Here is a 26435-nt window from a genome sequence, read left to right as displayed (position 1 = left end):
TTACGGCACGTCACGTGCGAGCAGCCGGCGTGGCCGAGGGATTCAGCACTTCCGCTCGGTGCGGCCACCGTGCGTGTCGTGTTGCCAGAGATGGGTGCAGCTGGGGCACTGCAGGTACAGCAGGGTGCCGGAGTTGGACAGCAGGTACTGCCAGTGGTCGCTGCAGGAACGTCCGCGCAGGCATTCCGAGCAGTCCCGCCCGTGGTGGCAGCTGGGGCAGTCGATCCACGCCCGGCGGCCGATGTCGGCGAACGGGTCAATCGGCATGCTCGCCACCGATGCCTTCGGGAAGCACACCCGCGCTGATCAACTGCTCGTAAACGTCGCGCTGCCACTCGTCGAGCCCGGAGTACAGCAGGGCGTGCGCCTCGCGTTCGCCCCGAAGCTGTTCCGAGGGGTCCCAGTCGTCGCCCAGGGCCCGGGTGATCTCGGCGCGCCGTCGCATCTCCTCCGCGCCGAGATCGATGTCGAATTCCAGCTCGGTGGAATTGTCACCAGCGCTCATCTGATCACTTTCTCGCGTGGTTCGGCCGACCGCCGCGGAGTCTGCTGTTCGGTGCGGAAACGCGCAATGAAATGGCTCACTTCGGTCACGCGAGGGTTGTCACAATTGTTATCGCTGGTCAGTCGTAGGACTGGTCCGTTGCTGAGGTTGCTGCTGTCGCCGCCTCGTGCTGTTCGTGGTGCTACTGCTGCCGTGTGTTGACATTTCGTGTTCCGCGCTTCCGAAGGTCCGATCTCGTCCTCGGATCCTCTTCGCTCGGAAGGTGCACGGCGTGCTGCCCGGGCATTCCCCGGTGGCGTGAGGGCACACGGCGCAGCTATTTATTTGTTCTGTTTGTTGTTTCAGTGCTGAGTGAAACAAAATCGGCCATATGGACGTCGCCGGGTATCGTGGTGGAAGCACAACATCGTGAAGGCGGGCAATCCCCGTAGTGGCTTTTCCGAGGTCGGCCCGGTCCGGCGGCAACCCCGTTGCCCGGTGCTCGAAGTGTGCGCGTCGCTACGTTTCGCGATCATGCTGTCCCAGATTTCGGGAGCAGGACCCGCGGGTGTAACACGTGTTACTTACTCGTAGTCGTGCAACTCGGAAATCTGTATAGTTCCGCAAACTGACCAAGAGTGCAACGGCGCATCCTTCTTGTCAGCTCCGGAGAGGTTTCCACGATCTCGTCCCCACTTTTTCGCGTGGCTGAGGTCGTTGCCTGACGACGGGAGGATCCGAATGCCGGTTTCCCAGAATGCGAGAGGTCGAGTGCAACGGGGCGCCGACGTCGAGGGTCTCTACGACCCTGCCAACGATCACGACGCGTGCGGTGTGGCGCTCGTCGCCGATATGGCCGGCCGCAAGGATCACGCGATTGTGCGGAACGCGCTGACCGCGCTGCGCAACATGGAACACCGGGGCGCGAAAGGCGCCGATCCGGACACCGGTGACGGGGTGGGAATCCTGACCCAGGTGCCGGACGCGTTCTTGCGCGAGGTGGTTCCGTTCGAACTTCCCCCCGCCGGCGGTTACGCGGTGGGTAACGCCTTTCTTCCGGACGAAGAAGCGGACTGCGAGCAGGCGGTGGCCGCGATCGAGCGGATCGCGGCGGAAGAGGGGCTCGAAGTGCTCGGCTGGCGGACGCTGCCGGTCGATCCCGGTTGTGCCGGTTCGTTGGCCCGGGGAGTGATGCCCCGCTTCCGTCAACTGTTCGTCGCCGAGTCCGGCGACTCCGCCACGGACGGGCAGGACCCCGTCATGCGGCTGGAACGCCGTGCGTTCTGCCTGCGCAAACGTGCCGAGCACGACACCGACGTGTACTTCCCGAGCCTGTCGGCCCGCACGCTCGTCTACAAGGGGATGCTGACCGAGGCGCAGCTCGACGCGTTCTTCATCGATCTCACGGACGACCGGTTCAGCAGCGCCATCGGCCTGGTGCACTCGAGGTTCTCCACGAACACTTTCCCCTCGTGGCCGCTGGCGCATCCGTACCGCTACATCGCGCACAACGGTGAGATCAACACCATGCGCGGCAACCGCAACTGGATGCGCACCCGCGAGAGCATGCTCGACACGGACCTGATCCCGGGCGACCTCTCGCGGCTCTACCCGGTCGCCACGCCCGACGCCAGCGACTCGGCCACTTTCGACGAGGTGTTGGAACTGCTCCACCTCGGTGGGCGTTCGCTGCCGCACGCCGTGCTGATGATGATCCCCGAGGCGTGGGAGAACCACACCGAGATGGATCCCCAGCGCCGCGCCTTCTACGAGTTCCACAACAACCTCATGGAACCGTGGGACGGTCCTGCCCTGGTTACCTTCACCGACGGTGCACAGGTGGGGGCGGTGCTCGACCGCAACGGCCTGCGGCCCGGCCGCTACTGGGTCACCCACGACAACATGCTCGTGCTGGCCAGCGAGACCGGTGTGCTCGACATCGAGCCGCAGCGGGTGGCACGTAAGGGCAGGTTGCAGCCGGGCAAGATGTTCCTGCTCGACACCGAGCGGGGACGTATCGTCGACGACGAGGAGATCAAGGGCGAACTCGCCGCGCAGCATCCCTACCGGCAGTGGTTGGACGATGGAATGGTCCATCTCGAGGACCTGCCCACCCGCTCCCGTGAGGTCCCGCCGCACTCCTCGCTCGTACAGCGCCAGCAGCTGTTCGGCTACACCGAGGAAGAAGTCGACACGCTGCTCAAGCCCATGGCCTCCGGAGGTGCCGAACCCGTCGGTTCCATGGGCAACGACGTTCCGCTCGCTCCGCTGTCCGAACGGCCGCGCCAGCTGTTCGACTACTTCACCCAGCTGTTCGCCCAGGTCACCAACCCGGCACTGGACGCCATCCGCGAGGAACTGGTCACCTCGCTGAGCACCCATGTCGGTCCGGAGCACAACCTGCTGGACACCGACCCGCAGGCTTGCCACCAACTGGTGCTGCCGTTCCCGGTGCTGGACAACGACGAGCTCGCGAAGTTGATCCACATCAACGACGACGGGGACCGCCCCGAACTGAGTTCGGTGACCATTCACATGGTGTACCGGGCCGCCGGGGGAGGTCAGGCACTCCGGCAGCGGTTGGACGAGATCTGCCGTGAGGTCTCCGAGGCGGTGGCCGACGGGGCCCGCATCATCGTGCTCTCCGATCGCGGTGCCGACGCCGAGTACGCGGCGATTCCCTCGCTGCTGCTGACCGGCGCGGTGCATCACCACCTCATCCGGGAGAAGAGCCGTACCCACGTGGGACTGGTCGTCGAAGCGGGCGATGTCCGCGAGGTGCATCACGTGGCCCTGCTGGTCGGTTACGGTGCCGCCGCGGTGAACCCTTATCTGGCCATGGCCAGCGTCGAGGACCTCGTGGCGCGCGGTGAGGTCTCCGGGGTGGATGCCAAGCAGGCCACCAAGAACCTGATCAAGGCTCTTGGCAAGGGGCTGCGCAAGACCATGTCCAAGATCGGTGTCTCCACGGTCGCCTCCTACACGGGGGCCCAGATCTTCGAGGCCATCGGACTCGGTGAGGAGATCGTCGACCGCTGCTTCACCGGCACCACCTCCCGGCTCGGCGGCATCGACTTCGAGACCCTGGCCACCGAGATCGGTCAGCGCCACCGCAGGACCTTCCCCGCCGACGGCCTCAAGGCGCACCACCGCGAGCTCGCGGTGGGCGGTGAGTACCAGTGGCGCCGTGAGGGCGATCCGCACCTGTTCAACCCCCACACGGTGTTCAAGCTGCAGCACTCCACCCGCAGCGGCCAGTACGACATCTTCAAGGAGTACACCAACCACGTCGACGAACAGTCCGAGCGGCTGATGACGCTGCGCGGGCTGCTCAAGTTCCGCGAGGGCGCGCGTGAGCCGGTCGACATCGACGAGGTGGAACCGGTTTCCGAGATCGTCAAGCGGTTCGCGACCGGTGGGATCTCCTACGGCTCGATCTCCAAGGAGATGCACGAGGTTCTCGCGGTGGCGATGAACCGGCTCGGGGCCAAGTCCAACACCGGTGAGGGCGGTGAGGACGCCGATCGGTTCACGGTGGACACCAACGGGGACTGGCGGCGTTCGGCCATCAAACAAGCCGCCAGCGGTCGGTTCGGGGTCACCAGCGAATACCTGGTCAACTCCGACGACATCCAGATCAAGATCGCCCAGGGGGCCAAGCCGGGCGAGGGGGGACAGCTGCCCGGGCACAAGGTCTATCCCTGGATCGCCGACACCCGGCACTCGACTCCCGGGGTGGGGCTGATCTCGCCGCCGCCGCACCACGACATCTACTCCATCGAGGACATCGCCCAGCTGATCTACGACCTCAAGAACGCGAATCCGCGGGCGCGGGTGCACGTCAAGCTGGTCTCGGAGGTCGGTGTCGGCACGGTCGCCGCGGGAGTGAGCAAGGCACACGCCGACGTGGTGCTCATCTCGGGGCACGACGGTGGTACCGGTGCGTCTCCGCTGTCCTCCATCAAGCACGCCGGGGCGCCGTGGGAGCTCGGGCTGGCCGAGACGCAGCAGACGCTGCTGGCCAACGGGCTCCGCGACCGGATCGTGGTGCAGACCGACGGGCAGCTCAAGACCGGCCGGGACGTGGTCCTGGCCGCGCTGCTCGGCGCCGAGGAGTTCGGCTTCGCCACCGCTCCGCTGGTGGTATCCGGCTGCGTCATGATGCGGGTGTGTCACCTGGACACCTGCCCGGTGGGTGTGGCCACCCAGAATCCGGAGCTGCGTGCCAAGTTCGACGGTCGGGCCGACTACATCGTCAACTTCTTCGAGTTCATCGCTCAGGAAGTGCGGGAGCACCTGGCCGCGCTGGGATTCCGCTCCATCGAGGAGGCGATCGGCCACACCGAGATGCTCGACACCGATCCGGCCACCCGACACTGGAAGACCGAGGGCATCGATCTCTCGCCGATCCTGCACGTGCCGGAGGTCGCCGAGGACTCGGCCAGGCACTGCACGGCCAAACAGGAACACGGCCTGGAAAAGGCGCTGGACAACACCCTGATTCAGCTCAGCGAAGGGGCACTGTCCGACGGCACTCCGCTGCGGCTGGAGCTGCCGGTGCGCAACGTCAACCGCTCGGTCGGCACCATGCTGGGTTCCGAACTCACCCGCAAGTGGGGTGGCGCGGGACTGGCCGACGACACCATCCACGTCACGTTCACCGGCTCGGCGGGACAGTCCTTCGGAGCCTTCCTGCCGCGCGGTATCACCCTGCGACTCAACGGCGACTCCAACGACTACGTCGGCAAGGGGCTGTCGGGCGGCCGGGTCGTGTTGCGTCCGCAGGAGGACGCCGCCTTCGCCGCGGAGGACAACGTGATCGCGGGCAACGTGCTGCTCTACGGCGCCACGGGCGGCGAGATGTTCGTTCGCGGTGTCGTCGGTGAACGTTTCGGGGTGCGCAACTCCGGGGCGTTGGCAGTTGTGGAAGGCGTGGGCGACCACGGGTGTGAGTACATGACCGGCGGCCGGATCGTGGTGCTCGGTGGTACGGGGCGCAATTTCGCGGCAGGCATGTCCGGCGGTATCGCCTACGTGCTCGATCCGCGCCCCGACCGGATCAACCACGAGATGGTCGATCTGGACCCGCTGGATTCCGACGATCGCGGCGAACTGTACGAACTGATCGAGAAGCACCACCGCGAAACCGGATCCACCGTGGCTCGCGAGCTGCTCGGCGACTGGGAGGCCGCCGCGACACGGTTCGGCAAGGTGATGCCGAAGGACTTCAAGCGCGTTCTCAATGCCAAGGCCGATGCCGAGCGCGACGGCCGCGACGTCAACGAGGCGATCATGGAGGCCGCTCATGGCTGACCCGAAGGGCTTTCTGACCACGCCGCGCGAGACGCCGCAGCGTCGGCCGGTCGACATCCGGCTCAAGGACTGGCGTGAGGTCTACGAGGAGTTCTCCCACCAGCAGCTGGAGCAGCAGGCGGGCCGCTGCATGGACTGCGGCATCCCCTTCTGCCATCAGGGCTGCCCGCTGGGAAATCTCATTCCGGAGTGGAACGACCTGGTCTGGCGGGAGGACTGGCGCGGTGCCATCGAACGGCTGCACGCCACCAACAACTTCCCCGAGTTCACCGGCACGCTGTGTCCGGCTCCGTGCGAGGCCGCCTGCGTGCTGGGAATCAACTCGGATGCGGTGAGCATCAAGCAGGTCGAGATCGAGATCATCGATCGGGCCTGGGAAGAGGGTTGGGTGCGGCCGGAGCAGCCTGCGGCCGTGACCGGACGCACGGTGGCCGTGGTCGGCTCCGGCCCGGCCGGACTGGCCGCGGCGCAGCAGCTCACGCGTGCCGGGCACCGGGTGATCGTCTACGAGCGCGCCGACCGGATCGGCGGGCTGCTGCGCTACGGCATCCCCGAGTTCAAGATGGAGAAGTTCCGGCTCGACCGCAGGCTCGAGCAGATGCGGCAGGAAGGCACCGAGTTCCGCACGGGTGTCGATGTCGGGGTGGATCTCACCGTGGAGCAGCTGCGTGCCGAGCACGACGCCGTGGTGCTGGCGGGCGGATCCACGATGTCCCGGGACCTGCCCATCACCGGCAGGGAACTGGGCGGTATCCACCAGGCGATGGAGTACCTGCCGCCCGCGAACCGGGTACAGCAGGGTGACCTGCCGCAGGCGTCCATCAGTGCCGAGGGCAAGAACGTGGTCATCATCGGTGGGGGTGACACCGGTGCCGACTGTCTGGGAACGGCGCATCGTCAGGGCGCGGCGTCGGTGACCCAGCTGGAGATCATGCCGACCCCGCCCAATGAGCGGCCGGAGAACCAGCCCTGGCCCACCTACCCGATGCTCTACCGGGTCTCCTCGGCACACGAGGAGGGTGGTCGGCGTCTGTTCTCGGTCAACACCCAGCAGTTCCTCGGTGACGAGGACGGAAACCTGCGTGCGTTGCAGCTGGTCGAGGTTCGCAAGGAGAACGGCAAGTTCGTCCCGGTGGAGGGCACCGAGCAGGAGCTGCCGTGCGAGCTGGTGCTGTTGGCGATGGGCTTCGTCGGTCCGGAACGTGCCGGCATGGTCGACGAGCTCGGTGTCGAGCTCGACGCCCGTGGCAACGTGGCGCGGGACCGTTCCTTCATGACCAGTGTCGACGGTGTGTTCAGCGCCGGTGACATGGGACGCGGTCAGTCGCTGATCGTCTGGGCCATCTCGGAGGGACGCTCCGCGGCGGCCGGTGTGGATCGTTACCTGATGGGACGCGACGCGCTTCCCGCGCCGATCGGTCCCAATGACCGTCCGCTGACATGACACCGGAGGTGGGGCTGTCCCTGTCGGACAGCCCCACTCGGCTCGCGCGACGTCCTACGCGGCATCGTGCGAGCCCCTTCGGCCCACTCGTGCGGCGCAGCCCCACGGTGATTTGATCATACTTTTTCATTCCCGTTTTACACGTTCGGTTCCGTGTTGTGGAATGCTTCCGCCCTTTTTCGGACACACAACGTGAACCGGTCGTTCGGTGTGTCCTCGGGGCCCGTTTTTCCCTTTTCAGCGATGAAATCGCCGGTCAGGAAGCCCGCGTCGCACAAAGCGAATCGTAGACGGTAAAAGGGGCGGAGGAGGCTGTCAATGCCGCAGCCGGTCACGCGTCGTTTTTCCGCCAATGCCCGGTGATCTCCCGGGTGTGTTCCGCACGGAACGTGTTCCGGTGGCATGTACTCCGTTTGCCGAGCGCTGCTGCAAACGCAGTATTGTCGCTGAAGCGTTTTCCCCGGAAACTTTCCTGCCACCGAAGACAAACCGTTTTCGCGTACAGGGAGATCACAGATGCAGCGGAAAATGCCCGGCCGAATTGCGGCGTCCGCGATTCTCGCCGCGGGAACGCTGACCGCCATGACCGCACCGGCCACAGCGGACAGCGCCAACGTTTCCGAGGATCCGAGCCCGCGACACGCGAGCACGATGATGCAGGCCATGCAGCGCGACCTCGGCCTGAGTCACGCTCAGGCCGAACAACGGCTCGATGCCGAAGCCGTGGCGCGGCAGGCCGCCGACGGTATGGCCGACAAGCTCGGCAGTAGTTTCGGCGGATTCCACTACGACGCCGACCTCGGGAAGCTGGTCGTGGGTGTCACCGACCGCTCCGAATTCGACAGGGTGCGGGCCGAGGACGCCGTTCCCAGGCTCGTGGACGACAGCAAGGCACAACTGCGTGCCGCCAACACCACGCTGAACCGGAATGCGAAGCGTGCTCCGGAATCGGTCACCGGTTGGTACGTCGACACGACCAGCAATTCCGTGGTTTTGACCACCGAGAAGGGCACGGCCGACCGCGCGACCGAATTCGTTGCTTCCACCGGTGTGGACAGTGACTCGGTGAGCGTGGTCGAGTCCGCCGAGCAGCCGCGCACCTACGCCGATGTGATCGGTGGGCAGCGCTACACCATCAATGGTTCCACGGTCTGCTCGGTCGGGTTCGCCGTGTCCGGCGGATTCGTCTCGGCGGGCCACTGCGGGAGCACCGGCGACAGCACCGGTAGCCCCAGCGGGACGTTCGCCGGTTCCTCCTTCCCCGGCAACGACTACTCCTACGTGCAGACCGGCTCCGACGACACGCTGCGTCCCTGGGTCGATCAGTACGACGGCTACGCCAGCATCGTGAGCGGTTCGCAGGAGGCCGCGGTCGGCTCCTCGGTGTGCCGTTCCGGTCAGACCACGGGCTGGCACTGTGGCACCATCCAGGCCAAGAACCAGACGGTCAGCTACCCCAGCGGTACCGTTTACGGCCTGACCCGCACCGATGTCTGCGCCGAGCCCGGTGACTCCGGTGGTTCCTTCATCTCCGGTGGCCAGGCCCAGGGTATGACCTCCGGTGGATCGGGTGACTGCACCTCGGGTGGCACCACCTACTTCCAGCCCGTCAACGAGGCCCTCAACGCCTACGGCGTGAGCCTGGTGACCGGCTGACCCCTCGGTTGCACCCTTCGGGTGAACCGGGCCGGCCATTCCGGTCCGCGCCACGAGCTTTCGGGGCCGTCCGCATTCGCGGGCGGCCCCGAAAGTCGTGCGGGCCGGGCTCTCGCCCGCTCGCCGTGCCCGGCGGGCCTCGCCGGGAATCACCCGTACGGGGAGGGGCGTCCCCGCCACCACCATGCGAGTTGTTTTCGAGTCCGCCGATGCTCGCGGTGCGGGGACCTACCCGTTTCACGCGGGGCGGTGGGGCCGAACTCCTCCGAGGAGAACTCGGTCCAAGGGCTGGAGCACTCTTCCAGCCGGGTGTGATGAACAATCGAGTCATGCGGATTTCGGCCAAGGTGGACTACGCGTTGCGCGCGCTGGTGGAGATAGCCCGTGCACAGGCAGGGCCGGTCAGTGCCGAGGACGTCGCCCTCGCCCAGGACATCCCACGAAACTTCCTGCAGGCCGTACTGAGTGACCTGCGGCGCGCCGGTTTCGTCGCCAGCAGGCGGGGGCAGGCCGGTGGTTGGGTGATGGCCCGGGAACCGGGCACTATCTCGATAGCCGATGTGATTCGCGCCACCGACGGCCCGCTGGTCAGCATACACGGCCAACGGGCCGAGGACGTGCAGTACGATCCGTCGGTCGCTGTACTGCAGTGGGTCTGGATCGCGGTGCGCAGCAGCCTGCGCGAAGTGCTGGAGAATGTCACCATAGCCCAACTCGTCTCCGGCGAGCTTCCATCGGACGTTGCGGCGCGTACCAGTGAAACAGGGGTGTGGGAGTCGCGCTGAACGTACTCACGGGGTGCCGTGCCGAACGGTGCCGTCCCGAGCACTGGGAGCGTGTTGACCGGTCCGTTGGAAAGTGTACCGTTTTTATCAACTTAGTTGGAAAAGCCGCTCGTCGCTTCGGGGGCGAGCGGAAACGGTCTGGAGGCATTGGTGCCCACTCTGTTGCTCGTGGCGGTGGCCGGATTTCTCGCCCAGCTGGTCGACGGCTCGCTGGGGATGGGATTCGGCGTGACGGCCACAACCGGCCTGCTGGCCGTGGGCACCGCGCCTGTGATGGCTTCGGCGTCGGTGCACCTGGCCAAGATCGGGACAGCTGTCGTCTCCGGTGCGGCGCACTGGCGGATGCGCAACGTCGACTGGCGCATGGTCGGCTGGCTCGCGCTGCCCGGTGGGCTCGGCGGCTTCCTCGGAGCCTCGGCTCTCTCCTCGGTGGCGGCCGGCTCGGCCCGCGGCTGGATGGCGCTGCTGCTGGTGGTACTCGGGAGCTATGTCGTACTGCGCTTCTCGGCGTGGTCCACCCCCGTGCGATCCAGTGGTCTCACCCCCGCGGGGCGGCGCTGGCTGATTCCGCTCGGCGGGATCGGTGGCTTCGTCGACTCCGTGGGCGGAGGTGGCTGGGGGCCGGTCACCACTTCGACACTGCTCAGCACGGGACGGATCCTGCCCAGGCGTACCGTCGGCACGGTCAACACCAGCGAACTGATCGTCTCACTGGGAGCGACCACCGGATTCTTGCTGCACAACGGCGGCTCGGCCTGGAAGTGGCCGGTGACTCTCGGGCTGCTCATCGGTGGTGTGGTCGCCGCTCCGCTGGCCGCGTGGCTCGTTCGCATCCTGCCGGTCCGCGTGCTGGGTGTGGGAGCCGGGGGGCTCATCGTGTTCAGCAATTCGCGGCTGCTGCTCGACACGGTGGGAGTACCGCCGGTTCCCGGCGTGCTGCTCACCGCCGCGCTCGGCCTGGTGTGGTTGACGGGCCTGGTCTGGGCGATCCGGAGCGAGGTTCTGCAGCGTCGTTCGGCCCGGCTGGGGGCCGGCGGTGCGAACGAGCACGACTATGCCTACGAGGCGAGCTGAGTGTCGCGTCGCATCCGCGCCCGGCGAGTCGTGGTTCGGTGAGCGGGTTTCGTCCCGGCGCCCCCGTCGATGATTCGTCGATGTCCTCGGGATGCGGGACGTAGGCTGCTGGTATGGCCTCGACGAGTGGATTCGCCGGGATCGTGCTGGCAGGTGGCCGCGGCAGCAGGCTGGGAGGCCGGGACAAGCCCGCCATCCGGTTTTCCGGGCTTTCCCTGCTGGACCGCACCCTTGCTGCGGTTTCCGACGCGGAGCCGATCGTGGCGGTGGGGCCCCGGCGGGTGACCGGTCTCCCGGTCCGCTGGACCCGGGAGGAGCCGCCCGGTGCGGGACCGGTGGCGGCCCTGTCGGCGGGGCTGTCCGCGCTGCCCGCGTGCGTCCCGGTGGTCGCCGTGCTCGCCGCTGATCATCCCTGGCTGAAGCGCGACACGATCTCGCGGTTGTTGGCCGCGCTGCACCGGGCTCCGGACAGTGGGGGAGCGGTGCTGGTCGATGCGGACGACCGGCCGCAGTGGCTGGTCGGGGTCTGGCGGACGGTCGCGCTGGGGCGAGCCTTGCCCGAACGGCCGCAGGGGGTCGCGCTGCGCGGTGTGCTGTCCCCGTTGTGCCCGCTGTCCGTGCCCGCGGAAGAGGCCGAGACCCTCGACGTGGACACTCCCGGGGACCTGGCTCGAACGCTGCGTCGAGCGCCCTGAGAACTTCGGTCGTCCCGTGTCTCCTGACGCGGGGCGGTGGACACACAGTATGTTTACTGTTTCTATAGTTTCAGTGTTGAATGAAATCAAACTTCACAACGTACACACGCCCAACAAGGTGAAATGAGAACAACAACGCGCCCCGACGCGTGATCAGTACGGTCACGTGCCAATATCGGCAACAACAGCGATCACCCTGTGGTGGTATCCGCGCCCCACGGGGTGCCGAGCATTCAGTTGGAGGTTTCCCAGTGACCGATCCGGGTCAGGGCGGTAACGGCAATGGCGCGGGCACAGGGGCGGCCGGGCCGGCCCACTCGCCGGATCACACCAGTACCCCCGCCAGGGACGCACAACTGCTCGAGCGCACCGTCTTCGAGGTCAAACGTGTGATCGTCGGCCAGGACCGACTCGTGGAGCGCATTCTGGTGGGGCTGCTGGCGGGGGGACACATCCTGCTCGAGGGCATCCCGGGCGTCGCCAAGACCCTGGCCGTGGAGACCTTCTCCACGGTGGTGGGGGGCAGCTTCTCCCGACTGCAGTTCACCCCGGACCTCGTGCCCGCCGACCTGCTGGGAACCAGGATCTACCGGCAGGGCAGCGAGCGGTTCGACGTCGAACTCGGCCCCATCATGGCCAACTTCGTGCTGGCGGACGAGGTCAACCGCGCCCCCGCCAAGATCCAGTCGGCCCTGCTGGAGGTCATGGCCGAGCAACACGTCTCACTGGGCGGGCACAGCTATCCCACGCCGCAACCCTTCCAGGTGCTGGCCACGCAGAACCCCATCGAGAACGAGGGGGTGTATCCGCTGCCCGAAGCGCAGCGGGACCGGTTCCTGTTCAAACTGCTGGTGGAATACCCCACGGCCGAAGAGGAACGCGAGATCGTCTACCGGATGGGGGTGTCCCCACCGGAACCGCAGACCGTGCTCGACCCCGGTGAACTGTCCCGGTTGCAGCAGGTGGCCTCCAACGTGTTCGTGCACCACGCCCTGGTGGACTACGTCGTCCGCCTGGTGCTGGCCACCCGCTCGCCCAACGAACACGGGCTCTCCGACATCGCGGGCTGGGTCTCCTACGGCGCCTCACCTCGCGCCACCCTCGGTGTCGTCGGTGGTGCCCGCGCACTCGCCCTGCTGCGCGGCCGCGACTACGTACTGCCGCAGGACGTCGTCGACGTGGTCCCGGATGTGTTCCGCCACCGCATCGTGCTCTCCTACGACGCGGTGGCCGACGGGGTGCCCGTTGACCACGTCGTCAACCGGGTGCTGCAGACTGTCCCGCTGCCCCAGGTGTCGGCGCGCCCCCAGCACGCCGGACAGCACACCGGTGCGCCGCAGGTGGGCGCCCCCGCCGTGCCGGGAGCCGCGTACGGCCAGCAGCCGTCCTCCGGTGTCACCAACCAGTGAGGAGTCGATTCGCCGTGTCGAACAGCGGTGACCGCCCGGAATGGGCGCCACCCGCGTTGCAGGCCGGACGTATGCGGGAAGCACTGCGCTCCCTGGAACTGACGGTACGCGGCAGGCTCGACGGCCTGCTGCAGGGCAATCATCTGGGGCTCGTGCCGGGGCCGGGAACCGAGCCAGGAGAGGCGCGGACGTACCAGCCCGGCGACGACGTGCGGCGGATGGACTGGGCCGTGACGGCCCGGACCACCGAACCGCACATTCGCGAGACGGTAGCCGATCGTGAACTGGAGACCTGGGCGGCCGTTGACCTGTCCGCCAGCCTGGACTTCGGGACGGCAGGGTGCACCAAGCGTGAACTGGCGATAGCGGGACTGGCCGCGGTGGGACACCTGACCGCGGGCGGCGGGAACCGACTCGGCGCCGTCGCCTCCAACGGTGCGGAACTCACCCGTGTACCGGCCAGGGGCGGCAGTGACTACGCCAGGGCGCTGCTGCGTCGAACCGCGGAGGTGCCGCACCCGCCGGAGGGGGTGTCGGGGGATCTGGCCGCTCTCGTGGAAGCGTTGCGCCGACCGCCGCGTCGCCGCGGTCTGGCCGTGGTGATTTCCGACTTTCTCGGACCGATCGAGTGGCAACGAGCGATGCGGGGGCTCTCGGCACGGCACTCGCTGCTCGCGATCGAGGTCCTCGATCCGCGCGATGTCGAACTGCCGAGCGTGGGCACCGTCCAGTTGAGCGATCCCGAGACCGGCAAACAGCGTGAGGTGACCACCACACCATTGTTACGACGTGAGTTCGCCGCGGCCGCCGCGGCCCACCGGGAACGGGTCGCCGCGGAGCTGCGGCGGGTCGGGGCGGCCCACCTGGTGTTGCGCACCGATTCGGACTGGATCGCCGACATAGTTCGCTTCGTCGTGGCCCGCAAACGCGGCTGGTCCGGGGGAGTGGTTTGATGCCCAGTCTGAGCGGATTCACCAGCCCCGCGTGGTTCCTGCTGCTGATCCTGGTGGCGGCTCTGCTCGTCGGCTACCTGTGGGCGCAGCGCAGGCGCAGGCGCAGCACGATGCGCTTCAGCAATCTCGAGTTGCTGGAGCGGGTCGCTCCCAGCCGCCAGGGGTGGCCCAAGCACGTGCCGATGGCGCTGCTCGGTGTGGCGTTGATCCTGCTGACGGTTGGGCTGGCCGGTCCCACTTCGGAGCAGCGCATTCCGCGCAACCGGGCCACCGTGCTGCTGACGATGGATGTCTCGCTTTCCATGAAGGCCCAGGACGTCAGTCCCAGCCGGTTGCGTGCGGCCAAGCAGGCGGCCAAGGAGTTCGCCGACAAGCTCACGCCGGGAATCAACCTGGGGTTGGTCTCCTTCGCGGGGACGTCCACGGTGATGGTCATGCCCACCACTGACCGGCCCAGTGTGAAGCAGGCCATCGACAGTCTGCAGCTTTCGGAGGCCACTGCCACCGGGGAGGGGATCAAGGCTTCCCTGTCGGCCATCGATTCGTTCGGACGAATGCTCGGTGGTGGCCAGGGGCCCCCGCCTGCCCGGATCGTGCTGATGGCCGACGGTGGGCAGACCATCCCGCGGGAGTTGGACGCGCCGCGGGGGGCCTACACCCAGGCGAAGGCGGCCAAGCAGGCCGGAGTGCCCGTCTCCACCATCTCGTTCGGCACCGAGCACGGCAGTATCCGGATTCAGGGGCAACGGCAGCCGGTGGAGGTCGACGACGATGCGATGCGGCGTATCGCCGATCTCTCCGGGGGTGAGTTCTACAAGGCGGCCAGTGCCGAACAGCTGCGGCAGGTCTACGACACGCTGCAGGAACAGATCGGTTACGAGATCAAGCGGGCGGACGCGAGCAAGCCGTGGTTCGTGCTCGGCACGCTTGCGGCGATCGTGGCGGCGGGTGTGGCACTGCTGGTGGGGCAGCGGTTGCCCTGACCTGTGGTTCACCTGAGCCGTGTGTTGCCCGCGACGGCTGTGGGTGGCCTTTTCGCTGTCGAGTGCGGGCGGAGGTGCGTGGGCCGAGCGTGCCGCCTGCACGTTCGGCGCCGCGGGCAGCGAGCTGCCGGACTTTCCTCATCGGGCGTGTTCGTCCGTGGCGACTCCCAGGGTGCGGGCGAGCAGGGTCGCCAGGTGCACGGGCTGGGCCTCGGTGGCGTGGCGAAGTTGCGTTCGGCAGCTGAACCCGTCGGCGAGGATCGCCGTGTCGGCGCGTGCCGCGCGTATTTCCGGTAGCAGGCTGTCCTCGGCGCAGGCCATCGAGACGTCGTAGTGGCCCCGTTCGAAACCGAAGTTGCCCGCCAGTCCGCAGCAGCCGGAGTCCAGTACCCGGGTGCGTAGCCCGGTGGCTTCCAGCACGGCTCGGTCCGCGTCGGCGCCCGACTCCGCGTACTGGTGGCAGTGCACCTGCAGCAGCGCCTCGCCTGCGGTTTCGGTGGTCTCACGGCGCCATTGGTGCCGTGACGGGGCGAGCTGTTCGGCGAAGGTGGTTGTCGCCTCGGCTACGGTGCGCACGTCCTCGTCGTCGGGGCACAGTTCCAGTGCGTCGTTGCGCAGGAATTCGGTGCAGCTGGGTTCCAGTCCCACCAGGGGGGTGCCGGGGCGAAGGTTGGGGCGAAGGTTGCGGGCGGTGCGTCGTAGTGTTCGGCGGGCGATGCCCAGTTGGCCGGTCGAGTGCCAGGTGAGGCCGCAGCACATCGAGCCGGTGGGGAGTTCGACGTGGTATCCCAGGTGGCGCAGCCCGGCGATCGCGTCCTCGCCGATGGCCGGTTCGAGGTAGTTGGTGAAGGTGTCCGGAAACAGCACCAACGTTTCGGACTCGCCGTCGTGGCTGTTGCTCTCGCGGTGTTGTTGTCGCAGCGTTCGCGGTGCGATGCGCGGTAGCTGCCGTTCGGGGGTTATTCCGCCGAGCCGTTTGAGCAGTGGGGCGGCTCGGCCTTGTGTGATTCGGTTGGCCAGCCGTGGTGCGTGTGCGCTCAGGCGTAGCCACAGCGGTAGGAACCCCATCGAGTAGTGCGCCGCGGGGCGGGGTCGGTTGTGGTGGTAGTGGTGCAGGAATTCGGCCTTGTAGGAGGCCATGTCCACCCCGACCGGGCAGTCGGTTTTGCAGCCCTTGCAGGACAGGCACAGATCCAGTGCCTCGTGGACCTCCTCGGAACGCCACCCGCCGCGCACGGTTTCGCCCGCCAGCATTTCGAACAGCAGGTGAGCTCGGCCGCGGGTGGAGTGTTTCTCGTCGCGGGTTGCCCGGTAGCTCGGGCACATTACTCCGCCCGAGGGGTTGAGGCACTTGCCCATCCCTACGCATCGGCGAGTGGCGGGGGCGAGGTCGCCGTTGTCGGAGCCCAGGGCGAGCGTGGTTCTGCTGGGGATTCGTGGCGGTGCCACCAGTAGCCGCAGGTCGCTGTCGACCGGTGACGGTCGGGTCAGAATGCCCGGGTTGTGTAGCCCTTCTGGGTCGAACGCGGTTTTGAACTCTTCGAAGGCGTGCAGGATCGGTTGGGGGTACATCCGGGACAACAATGCCGAGCGGGCCCGGCCGTCGCCGTGCTCGCCGGACAGCGATCCGCCGTGGGTTGCGGTCAGTTCGGCTGCCGATTCCAGGAAGTTTCGGTATTCGGTGGCTCCGGCTCGTGATTTCAGGTCGAAGTCGATGCGTACGTGGATGCATCCGTCGCCGTAGTGCCCGTAGCTGACCCCGTGGTATCCGAAGTGGTCCAGCAGGGCGTCGAATTCGCGTAGGTAGGTTCCGAGGCGGTGTGGGGGGACCGCGGCGTCTTCCCAGCCGGACCAGCGTTCCGAACCGTCGGCCATTCTGGTGGCGTATCCGGAGCCTTCTTCCCGGATTTTCCACAGTGCTGCCATCCGGTCCGGTGCGGTGTGTACGGCGGTGGTGGCGCGGTCGCCGAAGGAGTTCGCGATCGTTTCGGCGGTGTGTCTGGCCGCGTCCTGATCGGTTCCGCCGGTTTCGACCAGTAGCCAGCTCCGCCCGGCGGGCAGCAGGGACAGCGCGGGGGAGTTGGGGTTGCGGTCGCCGACGACGTCGACGAGTTCACCGCTGATGCCTTCGATGGCCAGTGTGTTCCGGTCGAGCAGGTGGGGGACTTCGTCGGCGGCGTCGTAGGTGTTGTCGAATCCCAGTACCACCATCGCGCGGGCGGCGGGGGTCTCGACCAGTTCCACTGTGGCCGACAGGATGGTGGCGCAGGTTCCCTCCGAGCCGACCAGGGCTCGCGCGAGGTTGAAGTCGTTGTCGGGGAGCAGTTGGTCGAGGTTGTAGCCGGAGACGCGTCTGCGGGGGGTGGGCATGTCCGCGCGCAGGTTCGGTTCGTAGTGTTCGGCCAGTCGGCGCAGTTCGCTGTACAGTCTTCCGGTGCGGTCGCCTCGGGCGCACAGTGTGTCCAGTGTGTCCGGTGGGGTGGCTCCGAGGGTGAGTCGGGTGCCGTCGGCCAGCAGCACGTCCAGTTCGTGAACGTTGTCGATCGTTTTGCCCCAGGCCACCGAGTGTGTGCCGCAGGAGTTGTTGCCGATCATGCCGCCGAGGGTGCAGCGGCTGTGTGTGGAGGGGTCGGGGCCGAAGGTCAGGCCGTGTGGTTGTGCCGCGTGTCGGAGCGTGTCCAGTACGACTCCTGGCTGTACCCGTGCGAGTCGTCGGTGGGGGTCGAGGTGCTCGATCCGGTTCATGTGTCGGGAGAAGTCCAGCACCAGCCCGGGGCCCATGGCATTGCCGGCGATACTGGTTCCCGCGCCTCGCGAGGTGATCGACAATCCGTACTCGCGTGCGGTGGCCAGTGTGGCGGCCACGTCGGAGTCGTGGTGGGGAAACACCACACCGGCGGGTACCTGCCGGTAGTTGGAGGCGTCGGTGGCGTAGAGGGCTCGGGTGCCGGGGTCGAACCGGGCCTGCCCCGAGAGGGCGGAACGTAGTGGGGCCGCGAATTCCGGGATGTCCGCGGCGGTGGGGGCCGTGCTGCTCACCGCGAGGCCTCCTCCCGAGCAGGGCGGGGTGCCACCGTCGCCGTGCCGGTCAGCGGTTGCCGCCCGATGTGGTCTCGATCGACGTTGTTCTCGGGGAATGTTACTCGCTCCGGCCGCGGTGGCCTCGCCGCAGTGCCGTTCGGCTGTCCCGGTGGCGTCAACTGCCGGGGGAGGAAGCCGGTTTCGTGGTGCTGCCTGCCCCGATCCGATGTCGGTGCGCACACCTCGGGCCGATAGCCTCAGCGGCGGTTCCGGTCAACACCGTCGGACGACGAACGGCGGTTGACAGTGTGTTTTCGGAGGGAGTGTGGCAGTGACACGGTCCGTGTTGGTCACCGGCGGCAATCGGGGTATCGGTTTGGCCATAGCCAGGGCCTTTCAGGCTGCCGGCGACAACGTGGCGATCACCCACCGTGGCTCGGGAGCGCCCGAGGGGATGTTGGGCGTGCAGTGCGATGTGACCGACTCCGAGCAGGTGACGGCCGCTTTTGACGAGGTCGAGGCCGCCCAGGGCCGGGTGGAGGTGGTGGTGGCCAATGCGGGCATCACTGACGACGGGCTGTTGTTGCGGATGGGGGAGGAGCAGTTCCAGCGGGTCGTGGAGGCCAACCTCACCGGGGCTTACCGGGTGGCCAAGCGCGCGAGCAGCAGCATGTTGCGTAACCGGAAAGGCCGGATGATCTTCATCTCGTCCACGGTCGCCTTGTCGGGTGCGCCGGGGCAGGCCAACTACGCGGCGAGCAAGGCCGGGCTGATCGGTTTCGCCCGGTCGTTGGCGCGTGAGCTCGGTTCCCGCGGGATCACTTCCAATGTGGTCACGCCGGGGTTCGTGGCCACCGACATGACCGAGGAGCTGTCCGAGGAGCGCAGGAAGCAGATTCTGGAGCAGGTGCCGTTGGGGCGTTACGCCGAGCCGGAGGAGATCGCGGGTGCCGTGCGGTGGTTGGCCTCGGACAGCGCCGGTTACGTCACCGGAGCGGTCATCCCCGTCGACGGTGGGGTCGGTATGGGGCACTGAGACCTTTCGCATGCCTGGCGTCGGGTCCCGGGGTGCCCGTGTGGGGTTTCCGAACCGAGTAAACAACGATCAGTAGAGGGAAACGGCAAGTGACTGGACTGCTGGAAGGTAAGCGAATCCTGATCACCGGTGTGATCACCGATTCCTCGATCGCGTTTCACACCGCCAAGGTCGCTCAGGAGCAGGGGGCCCAGGTGGTGCTGACCGGTTTCGGTCGGCTCAAGCTGGTGGAGCGCATCGCCGGCCGGTTGCCGCACAAGGCGCCGGTGATCGAGCTCGATGTCACCAACGAGGAGCAGTTGGCGGGGCTGGCCGATTCGGTCGCCGAGTACGTCGACGGTCTCGACGGTGTGGTGCATTCGATCGGTTACGCTCCCGAATCCTGTCTGGGTGCGGATTTCATGGCGGCCCCGTGGGAGGATGTGTCCAATGCGCTGCAGATCTCGGCGTACTCGTTGAACTCCCTGACCAGGGCGTGCCTGCCGTTGTTGGGGGAGGGGTCTTCCGTGGTCGGGATGGACTTCGATGCTCGGGTGGCCTGGCCCGCCTACGACTGGATGGGTGTGGCGAAGGCGGCGCTGGAGTCGACCTCGCGGTATCTGGCGCGTGAGCTCGGGCCGCGCGGTGTTCGGGTCAACCTGGTCAGTGCCGGTCCGGTGCGGACCATGGCCGCCAAGTCGATTCCCGGTTTTCAACAGCTGGAGGACACCTGGGGGGAGCGTGCCCCGCTGGGTTGGGACGTCGAGGATCCGGAACCGGTGGGGCGCACCGTGTGCACCGTGTTGTCGGACTGGTTGCCCAAGACCACCGGATCGATGATCATGACCGACGGTGGGTTCCACGCGTTGGGCGCCTGAGGCTGCCGAGTGCGCGTCGTTTCCCGCGGCGTATGCAACATCGTCTCGGCCGCGCACCCCGCCTGTGCGGCCGAGACGTCGCCTCTGCCTATCATGGTCGCGTGAACAGCTCGGATAACGTTGATGCGCTGCTGTACCTTTCCTTCGGTGGCCCGGAAGGACACGAGGAGGTACGGCCTTTCCTGGAAAACGTGACTCGTGGTCGCAACGTTCCCCCGGAACGGCTCGACGAGGTGGCCGAGCATTACCACCATTTCGGCGGGGTGTCGCCGATCAACCGTCTCAACCGTGAGATCATGAGCTCGTTGGAGGGGGAGCTCGCCGAGCGTGGTCTGAACCTGCCGGTGTACTTCGGCAACCGTAACTGGCACCCGATGGTCGAGGACACCGTCGAACGGATGGCCGCCGACGGGGTGCGGCGTGCGCTGGTGTTCGCCACTTCTGCCTGGGGCGGCTACTCGGGGTGCCGCCAGTACCACGAGGACATCGCACGTGCCCGTTCGGTCGTGGGGGAGCAGCGGGCTCCCGAACTGGTCAAGCTACGGCAGTTCTACGATCACCCGTTGTTCGTGGCCGCCAACGCCGACGCGGTGACGCGGGCCTACGCCGCGCTGCCGGAGGACGTTCGTGCGCAGGCCCGTCTGGTGTTCACCGCCCATTCGGTCCCGTTGAGCGCGGAGGAACGAAGCGGTGCCGACGGGCGCCCTCACTGGTACTCGCGGCAGGTGCAGGAGGCTGCCCGCCTGATCGCCGAGGCCGTGGGGGTCACCGGCTACGACCTCGTCTGGCAGTCCCGTTCGGGCCCGCCGAGCGTGCCGTGGCTGGAACCCGACATTTGTGACCATCTGGAGCAGCTGCTCGCCAGGGGTGTACCAGCCGTGGTCACCAGCCCGGTCGGTTTCGTCTCCGATCACCTCGAGGTGGTCTGGGATCTGGACAACGAGGCCGCGGAGAAGGCCGCCGAGCTCGGGCTGGGATTCGCCCGTGCCGACACCGCCGGCACCGACCCGCGCTACGCCAGGATGATCGCCGAGCTGGTTTCCGAGCACATCGAGGACCAGCGGGTCCGCAAGCTGTCCCCGTTGGTGACGGCGGGTTGTGGGGTCAACGGGGAGTTGTGCGTGCCGCAGGGCTGCTGCTGAGTAGCAGTGGCTGCCGCGCGGGGCTGCCCGGCGCTGGCGGTGGTTTCCCGTCCGGGGTGATTCCGCCCGTTCCGGTCGGGAAACCACGTGGGGTCGGGCCCCGTGGGGTCAGCGCTGCTCGGCGCGTTGCCGCAGCACCCGCACCATCTCGTCCACCACCGCCCGGCGGGCGGTGCGCACCGATTCGAACAACGGGTTCAGCGCTTGACCGCGTGCCCTGTCCGCCGAGGCGGACATCGCCCCACCGGGGGCGTCCTCGGTGGCCACACGCAGGATCGCCTCCACTTCCGTGCTGCGTTGCAGCACGCGTAGGCAACGTTGCGGCACCCCCTGCGGCCACGAGGGTTGGGGACGTGCCGACACGGTTTCGGCGATCTCGCCACGAACGCCCGGGCGGCGCCGCGACACGTCCAGTTCGGTCAGCGTGCTGGCGGCTTCACGCATGGCCGAGGACATGCCGTGTTCGGCCTCTCCCACGGGGGTGTGCTCTGCGGGAGCGATCTCACCCACCTCGTGGACCGTCCAGCGCAGCACTCCGTCGGCGACACGTTCCGGCACCAACCCCAGCCCCGCCCGGGGGAAGACGGCGGCTTCGCCCTGCCGCAGCGCGTGCCGCGCGAATTCCGAGGCCCCGTCGAGCCCGCGAACATCACCGGCCACCGGTAACGCGAGGCTGCCCGCAGCACCACCGGCTTTGCGTATCGCCGCCAGCAGCAACGCCAGCCCCGCGTCGTTGTCGCCGGGCGCTGGAAGCTCCAACCGTGTCGCCGTGGCCTCGTCGGCGGCCCACACCTGGTGAACCTCGGCCCATGCCTGCGCGGCATCGAGCACGTCGTCCGACGCGGCCGCGCCGTGCAGCCACGCGGACGTCCACACCACCATCGTTGCGCTCGGACATGGCATGGCCATTGACGATACCGATGCGACCGTGATCGCCGCCAACGGGTGGAATCTCCGCCGCGCTGTCCACGGACCGTGTTGCGCCACGAACCGAGCACCCTCGGCCCGGCGGCGTCACTGGGTGGCCGCGGCGGGGTAGGCTGATCGTCGTGCGTTCGATCGACTACGGCCGCGACGTGCTCACCGGTACCGCTCGGCGTCGACGCCGGACCCCTCCCGAGCTGCCCGCCGAGCCCGGCACGGTCGTCGAGGACGCCGCCGGTGAGTTCTGCGGCGCGATCGTGCGGCTGGAACGTGGCGAGTTCACCAAGCACAACGTGATTCTCGAGGACCGCCACGGCAGGCAGCGTGCCTTTCCGATGCGAACCGGTGGTTTCCGCCACGAGGGAGGGCCGGTCACGCTCGTGCCCGTCCCTTCCGACGCGAACCGGGTGCCGAGCCGTTCGGCCTCGGGTTCGGTGACGGTGTCCGACGCCCCGGCGCGCACGGCCCGGGCCAGCAGGATCTGGGTCGAGGGCCTGCACGACGCGGAGCTGCTCGAACGGGTGTGGGGACACGATCTCCGCGTGGCCGGTGTGGTGGTCGAGCCGCTGCACGGGATCGACGATCTGGAGCGGCTCGTGACCGAGTTCGCCCCCGGGCCCCGGCGCAGGCTGGGAGTGCTGGTCGACCACTTCGTCACCGGCAGCAAGGAGAGCCGCATCGCCGAGCGGGTCGACGCCGTCGATGCGCTGGTGACCGGCCACCCCTTCGTGGACATTTGGCAGGCCGTGCGCCCGGAGACGGTAGGCCTCACCGAGTGGCCGGAGGTCGACAGGAGCCTGGACTGGAAAACCGGGGTGTGCCGTGAACTGGGCTGGGCAGATCCGTCCGAGGGCTGGCGCAGGATCCTCGACGCGGTCAGTGATTTCCGGGATCTGCGGGCCCCGCTGTTGGGTGCGGTGGAACATCTCGTCGACTTCGTCACCCTCGCCGAGGAGTAGCCCGCCCCTTCGCTCGTGGCCAGCGAGCCCTCCGCCGCGACTTGATCGGTCACGAAGAGAAGTCGATCTGTCACCATGGGTGTATGGCCGCGTTGGTGTGGTTGATCGCCGGGGTGCTTCTGGTGGCAGCGGAAGCCACTTCGGGTGAGCTGGTGCTGTTGATGCTCGGGCTCGCCGCGATGGGAACTGCCGGAGCGGCGGCGCTGGGCGCGCCGCTGTGGCTGGACGCGGTGATCTTCGCCGCGCTCTCCGGCGGACTGGTGTTCCTGGCGCGCCCGGTGGTCAAACGCAGGCTGCTGCGGGAGACGAGCGAGGGAATCGAACCGCGTACGAACGTGGATGCGCTCATCGGCAAACCCGCCACCGTGGAAGCAACGGTGGATGCCCACGACGGCCGGGTGCGCATCGGCGGGGACGTGTGGTCGGCACGTTCTTTCGACGAGACACAAGTGCTGGATGTGGGGCGCACGGTGATGGTCATGGAGATTTCGGGGGCCGTCGCCGTGGTGTGGGCCGAGCCGTGAGGAGGCGGATGTGGATCCTGCCGTGTGGATTGTGCTGCTGGTGATCGTGCTGCTGGTGATCGTGCTGCTGGCCAAGACCGTTCTGGTCGTGCCGCAGGCCACCAGCGCGGTCGTCGAACGTCTGGGACGGTTCCGCACCGTGGCCAACCCGGGGTTGAACATGCTGTTTCCGTTCCTGGACCGGGTGCGTGCCAAGATCGATCTGCGGGAGCAGGTGGTGTCGTTCCCGCCGCAGTCGGTGATCACCCAGGACAACCTCACCGTGTCCATCGACACCGTGGTGTATTTCCAGGTCACCGAGTCCCGTTCGGCGGTGTACGAGATCTCCAACTACATCGAGGGGGTCGAGCAGTTGACCACCACCACGCTGCGGAACGTGGTCGGTGGTATGAGCCTGGAGGAGACGTTGACCTCGCGGGACCAGATCAACAGTCAGCTGCGCGGGGTGCTGGACAGTGAGACCAGCCGCTGGGGGATCAGGGTCGCCCGGGTCGAGCTCAAGGCGATCGATCCGCCGCCGTCGATCCAGGACTCGATGGAAAAACAGATGCGTGCCGACCGTGAGAAGCGCGCGATGATCCTCAACGCCGAGGGCGAGCGCGAGTCCGCGATCAAAACGGCCGAGGGGCAGAAACAGTCGCAGATCCTGGCCGCGGAGGGCTCCAAGCAGGCCGCGATCCTCAACGCCGAGGGGGAGCGGCAGTCCAACATTCTGCGTTCGCAGGGTGAGCGGGCCAGCAAGTATCTCACCGCCCAGGGCGAGGCCAAGGCGATCGAGAAAACCTTCGCCGCCGTCAAACGCGCCAAGCCCACCCCCGAGCTGCTGGCCTACCAGTATCTGCAGACCCTGCCCGAGATGGCCCAGGGCGACGCCAACAAGGTCTGGGTGGTGCCCAGCGAGTTCAGCAAGTCCCTGGAGGGCTTCGCCCGCATGCTCGGCAGCCCCGACGAGGAGGGCGTGTTCCGTTACGAACCGCCCGAGCAGGAGGTGCCCAGCGAGCCCCCGGAGAAGGACGACCCGTCGGTGTCCTCCTGGTTCGACATGGCCTCCAACCCCGAGGTGGCCGAGGCGGTACGCGCGGCCGAGGCGGTGGCCCGCAAGGAGGTGCCCACCGACCTGAGCAGCACCCCGCGGGCCGGTGGTTCGGCGGACCAGCAGGCCCTGGGGGGTGCGGGAAACTCGGAGCAACGCGCCGACGGCTGAGGCCCACGGCCCGGACCGGTCGGGTGGGCACACGCCCGCCGACCGGCCCGGTACCCGGCTCGGTACCCGCCCGGATGGGGTGGAAGAACCGCGGGTGCGGTGAGGACGTCGGTGGCGCGTGGTGGGATGTGCTCACCGTCGACAAGGAGTATCACCCGTTATGGCACGCACCACCCCGCCACGCCCGGTGAACATGGCCGAGGTGTTTCCGGAACTGGCCGGGATGACCAGAACCACCACCAGACTGCACCCCCGACGCGGCGCCCCCACCGTGGAGCAGAGCTCGGTCGGTGGACCGCTGCTGTGGCCCGCCGAGGAACCGTGGCCGCGTTGCCACGATTGTCACCAGGACAGATACCGTTTCAGTGTTCCGCTGACCCCGCTGCACGAGATCCGAGCCGCGCGTGGACTGGCCACCGACGAGCCGGGGCCGTTGCGCGCCGAGGAGTCCGAAGCGTTGCGACGCTCCCGGCAAGGACTGCGCATCGGGGAGTTCTTACCGAATCAGGTGCCGCTGTTGCCGGTGGCGCAGCTCTACGCCGCCGAGATTCCCGACTTGGCCTGCCCTCCCGACACCGATCTGCTGCAGGTGCTGTGGTGCCCTTTCGACCATGAGGACGACTACACTCCCAACGTGTGGTTGTACTGGCGCCGCGCGTCCGACATCGAGCAGGTGCTGCTGGATCCGCCGGAACCGGCCCTGGTGGGAAACGACGACTATGTCCCCCGACCGTGTGTCCTGCATCCGGAACGGGTCACCGAATTTCCCCCGAGTGATCAGCTGCCCGAGGATCTGTCCGAACAGATCCTTCAGTGGGAGGCGGGCAAGGTCGCGAAGTATCAGTACGACCTTTCGGTGCCACCGGGCTGGAAAGTGGGTGGGTGGAACGCCACGTGGACTTTCCGTGACCCTGAGCCGTTGCACTGCGAGGAGTGCGGTGCCGGTGTCGGACCGCTCATGGCCGTGGACGACCGAGAATGGGACGGGGGCAGTCGCAGTTGGCGTCCCGTGGAGGACAACGAGAAAACGGATCGGGAATCACGGCAGTCCGTGCAGAATTCCACACAGATCGATATCGGACGTGGCTACACGCTGCAGATCTACTGCTGTAGCCGGGACCGGACACATCCCTGTGTCACAGCCATGCAGTAACCGGGTGCTGCCCTGTGCCGCGCCGCCTCCTCGCTGAGACCGGTGGGCCCGAGCCCTCCGAGTGGATCACCGGTTCTCGTTCGACCCGGTGGCCGGTTCGGAAGAGGGATCGGTGGGTTCGGGGGAATCCGCCGTGTGGGTGGGCAGCCCACTGCGTACCGGCCGTTGCGGCCCGTCGACGCTGGAAAGCAGCCTGCTGTCCACGGGGCGCCCCTCGGGGTCGACGGTCAGTACCGAGACCTCTCCTGTGGTCTCGAGCACGACCGCCTCGAGCTGTTCCAGGCGGGTGATCCCGGCCAGTCGCAGTTTCGCGTAGAGGTCGTTGCGGGTCATCTGCGCCTGATCCAGGTTCTCGCGCAGTTCCCGGGAACCGTCCATGAGCAGCAACGGCCGGTTGTCGGTGACCTGTTCGACCCTGCGGAGCTTGCGCAGATACGCCAGCAGGCTCTGGGTGGTGAACAGCGCCGCCAGCGCGAACATGCCCTGCAGCAGCGACACTTCGGAACTGACCGCGGTGGTGGCGGTGATCGACCCGAAAGCCACGGTGGCCGCGTAGTCGAAGTTCGTCATTTGCGAGAACGAACGCAGCCCGGCGATGCGGGAGAACGCGATCAGCGAAATGTAGATCGACACTGTCGAAAGCGCCACGAGCGCCAGCGTCTGCCACGAGACATGTAAACCATTGATCACTTGGTGCCCCCTGGGTGGGCCGGGAAAAACCGCGAACAGTTCGAACGCTGCCGGCGCAAACTATCATCGGCCGAGGTCACCCGGTTTTCCCGTGTGGTTCGTTCGCCGAAAGCCGCGCGGCGGGAAGGA

At 67.4% G+C, this 26435-nt stretch carries 21 protein-coding genes; 16 read left to right on the top strand and 5 right to left on the bottom strand.

Going from position 1 to position 26435, the window contains the following annotated elements; translation table 11 throughout:
- Window positions 1-42: 42 nt before the first annotated feature.
- The gene (locus tag BLR41_RS07065) at window positions 43-267 is read right to left on the bottom strand and encodes a hypothetical protein (protein WP_092627152.1); all 225 of its coding nucleotides are present in this window, start codon (window positions 265-267) and stop codon (window positions 43-45) included.
- A complete protein-coding gene (locus BLR41_RS07060; protein WP_092627151.1) occupies window positions 257-505 on the bottom strand; it encodes a DUF6400 family protein in 249 nt (82 codons plus the stop codon). The genes BLR41_RS07065 and BLR41_RS07060 overlap by 11 nt, the downstream gene beginning before the upstream one ends.
- A 720-nt stretch (window positions 506-1225) precedes the next feature.
- Between BLR41_RS07060 and gltB the strand changes: the two genes are divergently transcribed.
- The 9 genes from gltB to BLR41_RS07010 all read left to right on the top strand — a co-directional run bounded on the left by gltB (window position 1226) and on the right by BLR41_RS07010 (window position 14796).
- Window positions 1226-5797 (top strand): glutamate synthase large subunit, encoded by a 4572-nt coding sequence (gene gltB / locus BLR41_RS07055; protein ID WP_092627150.1) that lies wholly within the window; start codon window positions 1226-1228, stop codon window positions 5795-5797.
- The gene (locus BLR41_RS07050) at window positions 5790-7241 is read left to right on the top strand and encodes a glutamate synthase subunit beta (RefSeq protein ID WP_092627149.1); all 1452 of its coding nucleotides are present in this window, start codon (window positions 5790-5792) and stop codon (window positions 7239-7241) included. The genes gltB and BLR41_RS07050 overlap by 8 nt, the downstream gene beginning before the upstream one ends.
- A 516-nt stretch (window positions 7242-7757) precedes the next feature.
- Window positions 7758-8897, top strand: a complete 1140-nt coding sequence (locus BLR41_RS07040) for a S1 family peptidase (RefSeq protein WP_092627147.1) — start codon at window positions 7758-7760, stop codon at window positions 8895-8897.
- 329 nt (window positions 8898-9226) lie between these two features.
- Window positions 9227-9682: an Rrf2 family transcriptional regulator gene (locus BLR41_RS07035; RefSeq protein ID WP_092627248.1), complete on the top strand. Its 456-nt coding sequence runs from the start codon at window positions 9227-9229 to the stop codon at window positions 9680-9682.
- A 150-nt stretch (window positions 9683-9832) separates the two neighbouring features.
- On the top strand, window positions 9833-10756 hold the full coding sequence (locus BLR41_RS07030) for a sulfite exporter TauE/SafE family protein (protein ID WP_092627247.1): 924 nt from the start codon (window positions 9833-9835) through the stop codon (window positions 10754-10756).
- 113 nt (window positions 10757-10869) lie between these two features.
- On the top strand, window positions 10870-11451 hold the full coding sequence (gene mobA, locus BLR41_RS07025; protein ID WP_092627146.1) for a molybdenum cofactor guanylyltransferase: 582 nt from the start codon (window positions 10870-10872) through the stop codon (window positions 11449-11451).
- A 251-nt stretch (window positions 11452-11702) separates the two neighbouring features.
- Window positions 11703-12860, top strand: coding sequence for an AAA family ATPase (locus tag BLR41_RS07020; RefSeq protein ID WP_092627145.1), 1158 nt, complete (start codon window positions 11703-11705; stop codon window positions 12858-12860).
- A 71-nt stretch (window positions 12861-12931) separates the two neighbouring features.
- A complete protein-coding gene (locus BLR41_RS07015) occupies window positions 12932-13813 on the top strand; it encodes a DUF58 domain-containing protein (RefSeq protein ID WP_092627144.1) in 882 nt (293 codons plus the stop codon).
- Window positions 13813-14796, top strand: a complete 984-nt coding sequence (locus BLR41_RS07010; protein WP_092627143.1) for a VWA domain-containing protein — start codon at window positions 13813-13815, stop codon at window positions 14794-14796. The genes BLR41_RS07015 and BLR41_RS07010 overlap by 1 nt, the downstream gene beginning before the upstream one ends.
- Window positions 14797-14934: 138 nt before the next feature.
- Here the strand turns inward: BLR41_RS07010 and BLR41_RS07005 are convergent, their stop codons facing one another.
- Window positions 14935-17835 (bottom strand): FAD-binding and (Fe-S)-binding domain-containing protein, encoded by a 2901-nt coding sequence (locus BLR41_RS07005; protein WP_092627142.1) that lies wholly within the window; start codon window positions 17833-17835, stop codon window positions 14935-14937.
- Window positions 17836-18148: 313 nt separating this feature from the next.
- Here BLR41_RS07005 and fabG point away from each other — a divergent pair, with 313 nt between their 5' ends.
- The 3 genes from fabG to BLR41_RS06990 all read left to right on the top strand — a co-directional run bounded on the left by fabG (window position 18149) and on the right by BLR41_RS06990 (window position 20852).
- A complete protein-coding gene (fabG, locus tag BLR41_RS07000) occupies window positions 18149-18853 on the top strand; it encodes a 3-oxoacyl-ACP reductase FabG (RefSeq protein ID WP_092627141.1) in 705 nt (234 codons plus the stop codon).
- Between the two features lie 89 nt (window positions 18854-18942).
- Window positions 18943-19710 carry an enoyl-ACP reductase FabI gene (fabI, locus tag BLR41_RS06995; RefSeq protein ID WP_092627140.1) on the top strand — a complete coding sequence of 256 codons (768 nt, stop codon included), beginning with the start codon at window positions 18943-18945 and terminating at the stop codon, window positions 19708-19710.
- Window positions 19711-19811: 101 nt separating this feature from the next.
- A complete protein-coding gene (locus BLR41_RS06990; protein ID WP_245693947.1) occupies window positions 19812-20852 on the top strand; it encodes a ferrochelatase in 1041 nt (346 codons plus the stop codon).
- Between the two features lie 108 nt (window positions 20853-20960).
- On the opposite strand, the gene BLR41_RS06985 is transcribed toward BLR41_RS06990, so the two are convergent.
- Window positions 20961-21734 (bottom strand): hypothetical protein, encoded by a 774-nt coding sequence (locus BLR41_RS06985; protein WP_176797857.1) that lies wholly within the window; start codon window positions 21732-21734, stop codon window positions 20961-20963.
- A 167-nt stretch (window positions 21735-21901) separates the two neighbouring features.
- On the opposite strand from BLR41_RS06985, the gene BLR41_RS06980 reads away from it, so the two are divergent.
- From BLR41_RS06980 to BLR41_RS06965, 4 genes are all read left to right on the top strand, one after another.
- Window positions 21902-22735, top strand: coding sequence for a DUF3097 domain-containing protein (locus BLR41_RS06980; protein WP_245693946.1), 834 nt, complete (start codon window positions 21902-21904; stop codon window positions 22733-22735).
- 83 nt (window positions 22736-22818) lie between these two features.
- Window positions 22819-23259, top strand: a complete 441-nt coding sequence (locus BLR41_RS06975; RefSeq protein WP_092627137.1) for an NfeD family protein — start codon at window positions 22819-22821, stop codon at window positions 23257-23259.
- Between the two features lie 10 nt (window positions 23260-23269).
- On the top strand, window positions 23270-24463 hold the full coding sequence (locus BLR41_RS06970) for an SPFH domain-containing protein (RefSeq protein WP_092627136.1): 1194 nt from the start codon (window positions 23270-23272) through the stop codon (window positions 24461-24463).
- A gap of 160 nt (window positions 24464-24623) precedes the next feature.
- Complete coding sequence (locus BLR41_RS06965) at window positions 24624-25616, top strand: hypothetical protein (protein ID WP_218119977.1); 993 nt, start codon at window positions 24624-24626, stop codon at window positions 25614-25616.
- Between the two features lie 66 nt (window positions 25617-25682).
- On the opposite strand, the gene BLR41_RS06960 is transcribed toward BLR41_RS06965, so the two are convergent.
- Window positions 25683-26306 carry a DUF421 domain-containing protein gene (locus tag BLR41_RS06960; RefSeq protein WP_092627135.1) on the bottom strand — a complete coding sequence of 208 codons (624 nt, stop codon included), beginning with the start codon at window positions 26304-26306 and terminating at the stop codon, window positions 25683-25685.
- Between the last annotated feature and the right edge of the window lie 129 nt (window positions 26307-26435).

It is taken from the genome of Actinopolyspora mzabensis (assembly GCF_900101095.1).
GTDB classification, from domain to species: Bacteria; Actinomycetota; Actinomycetes; order Mycobacteriales; family Pseudonocardiaceae; genus Actinopolyspora; species Actinopolyspora mzabensis.
The sequence above is the reverse complement of the archived record's forward strand: the minus strand, read 5'-3'. Positions and strand labels throughout refer to the sequence as shown.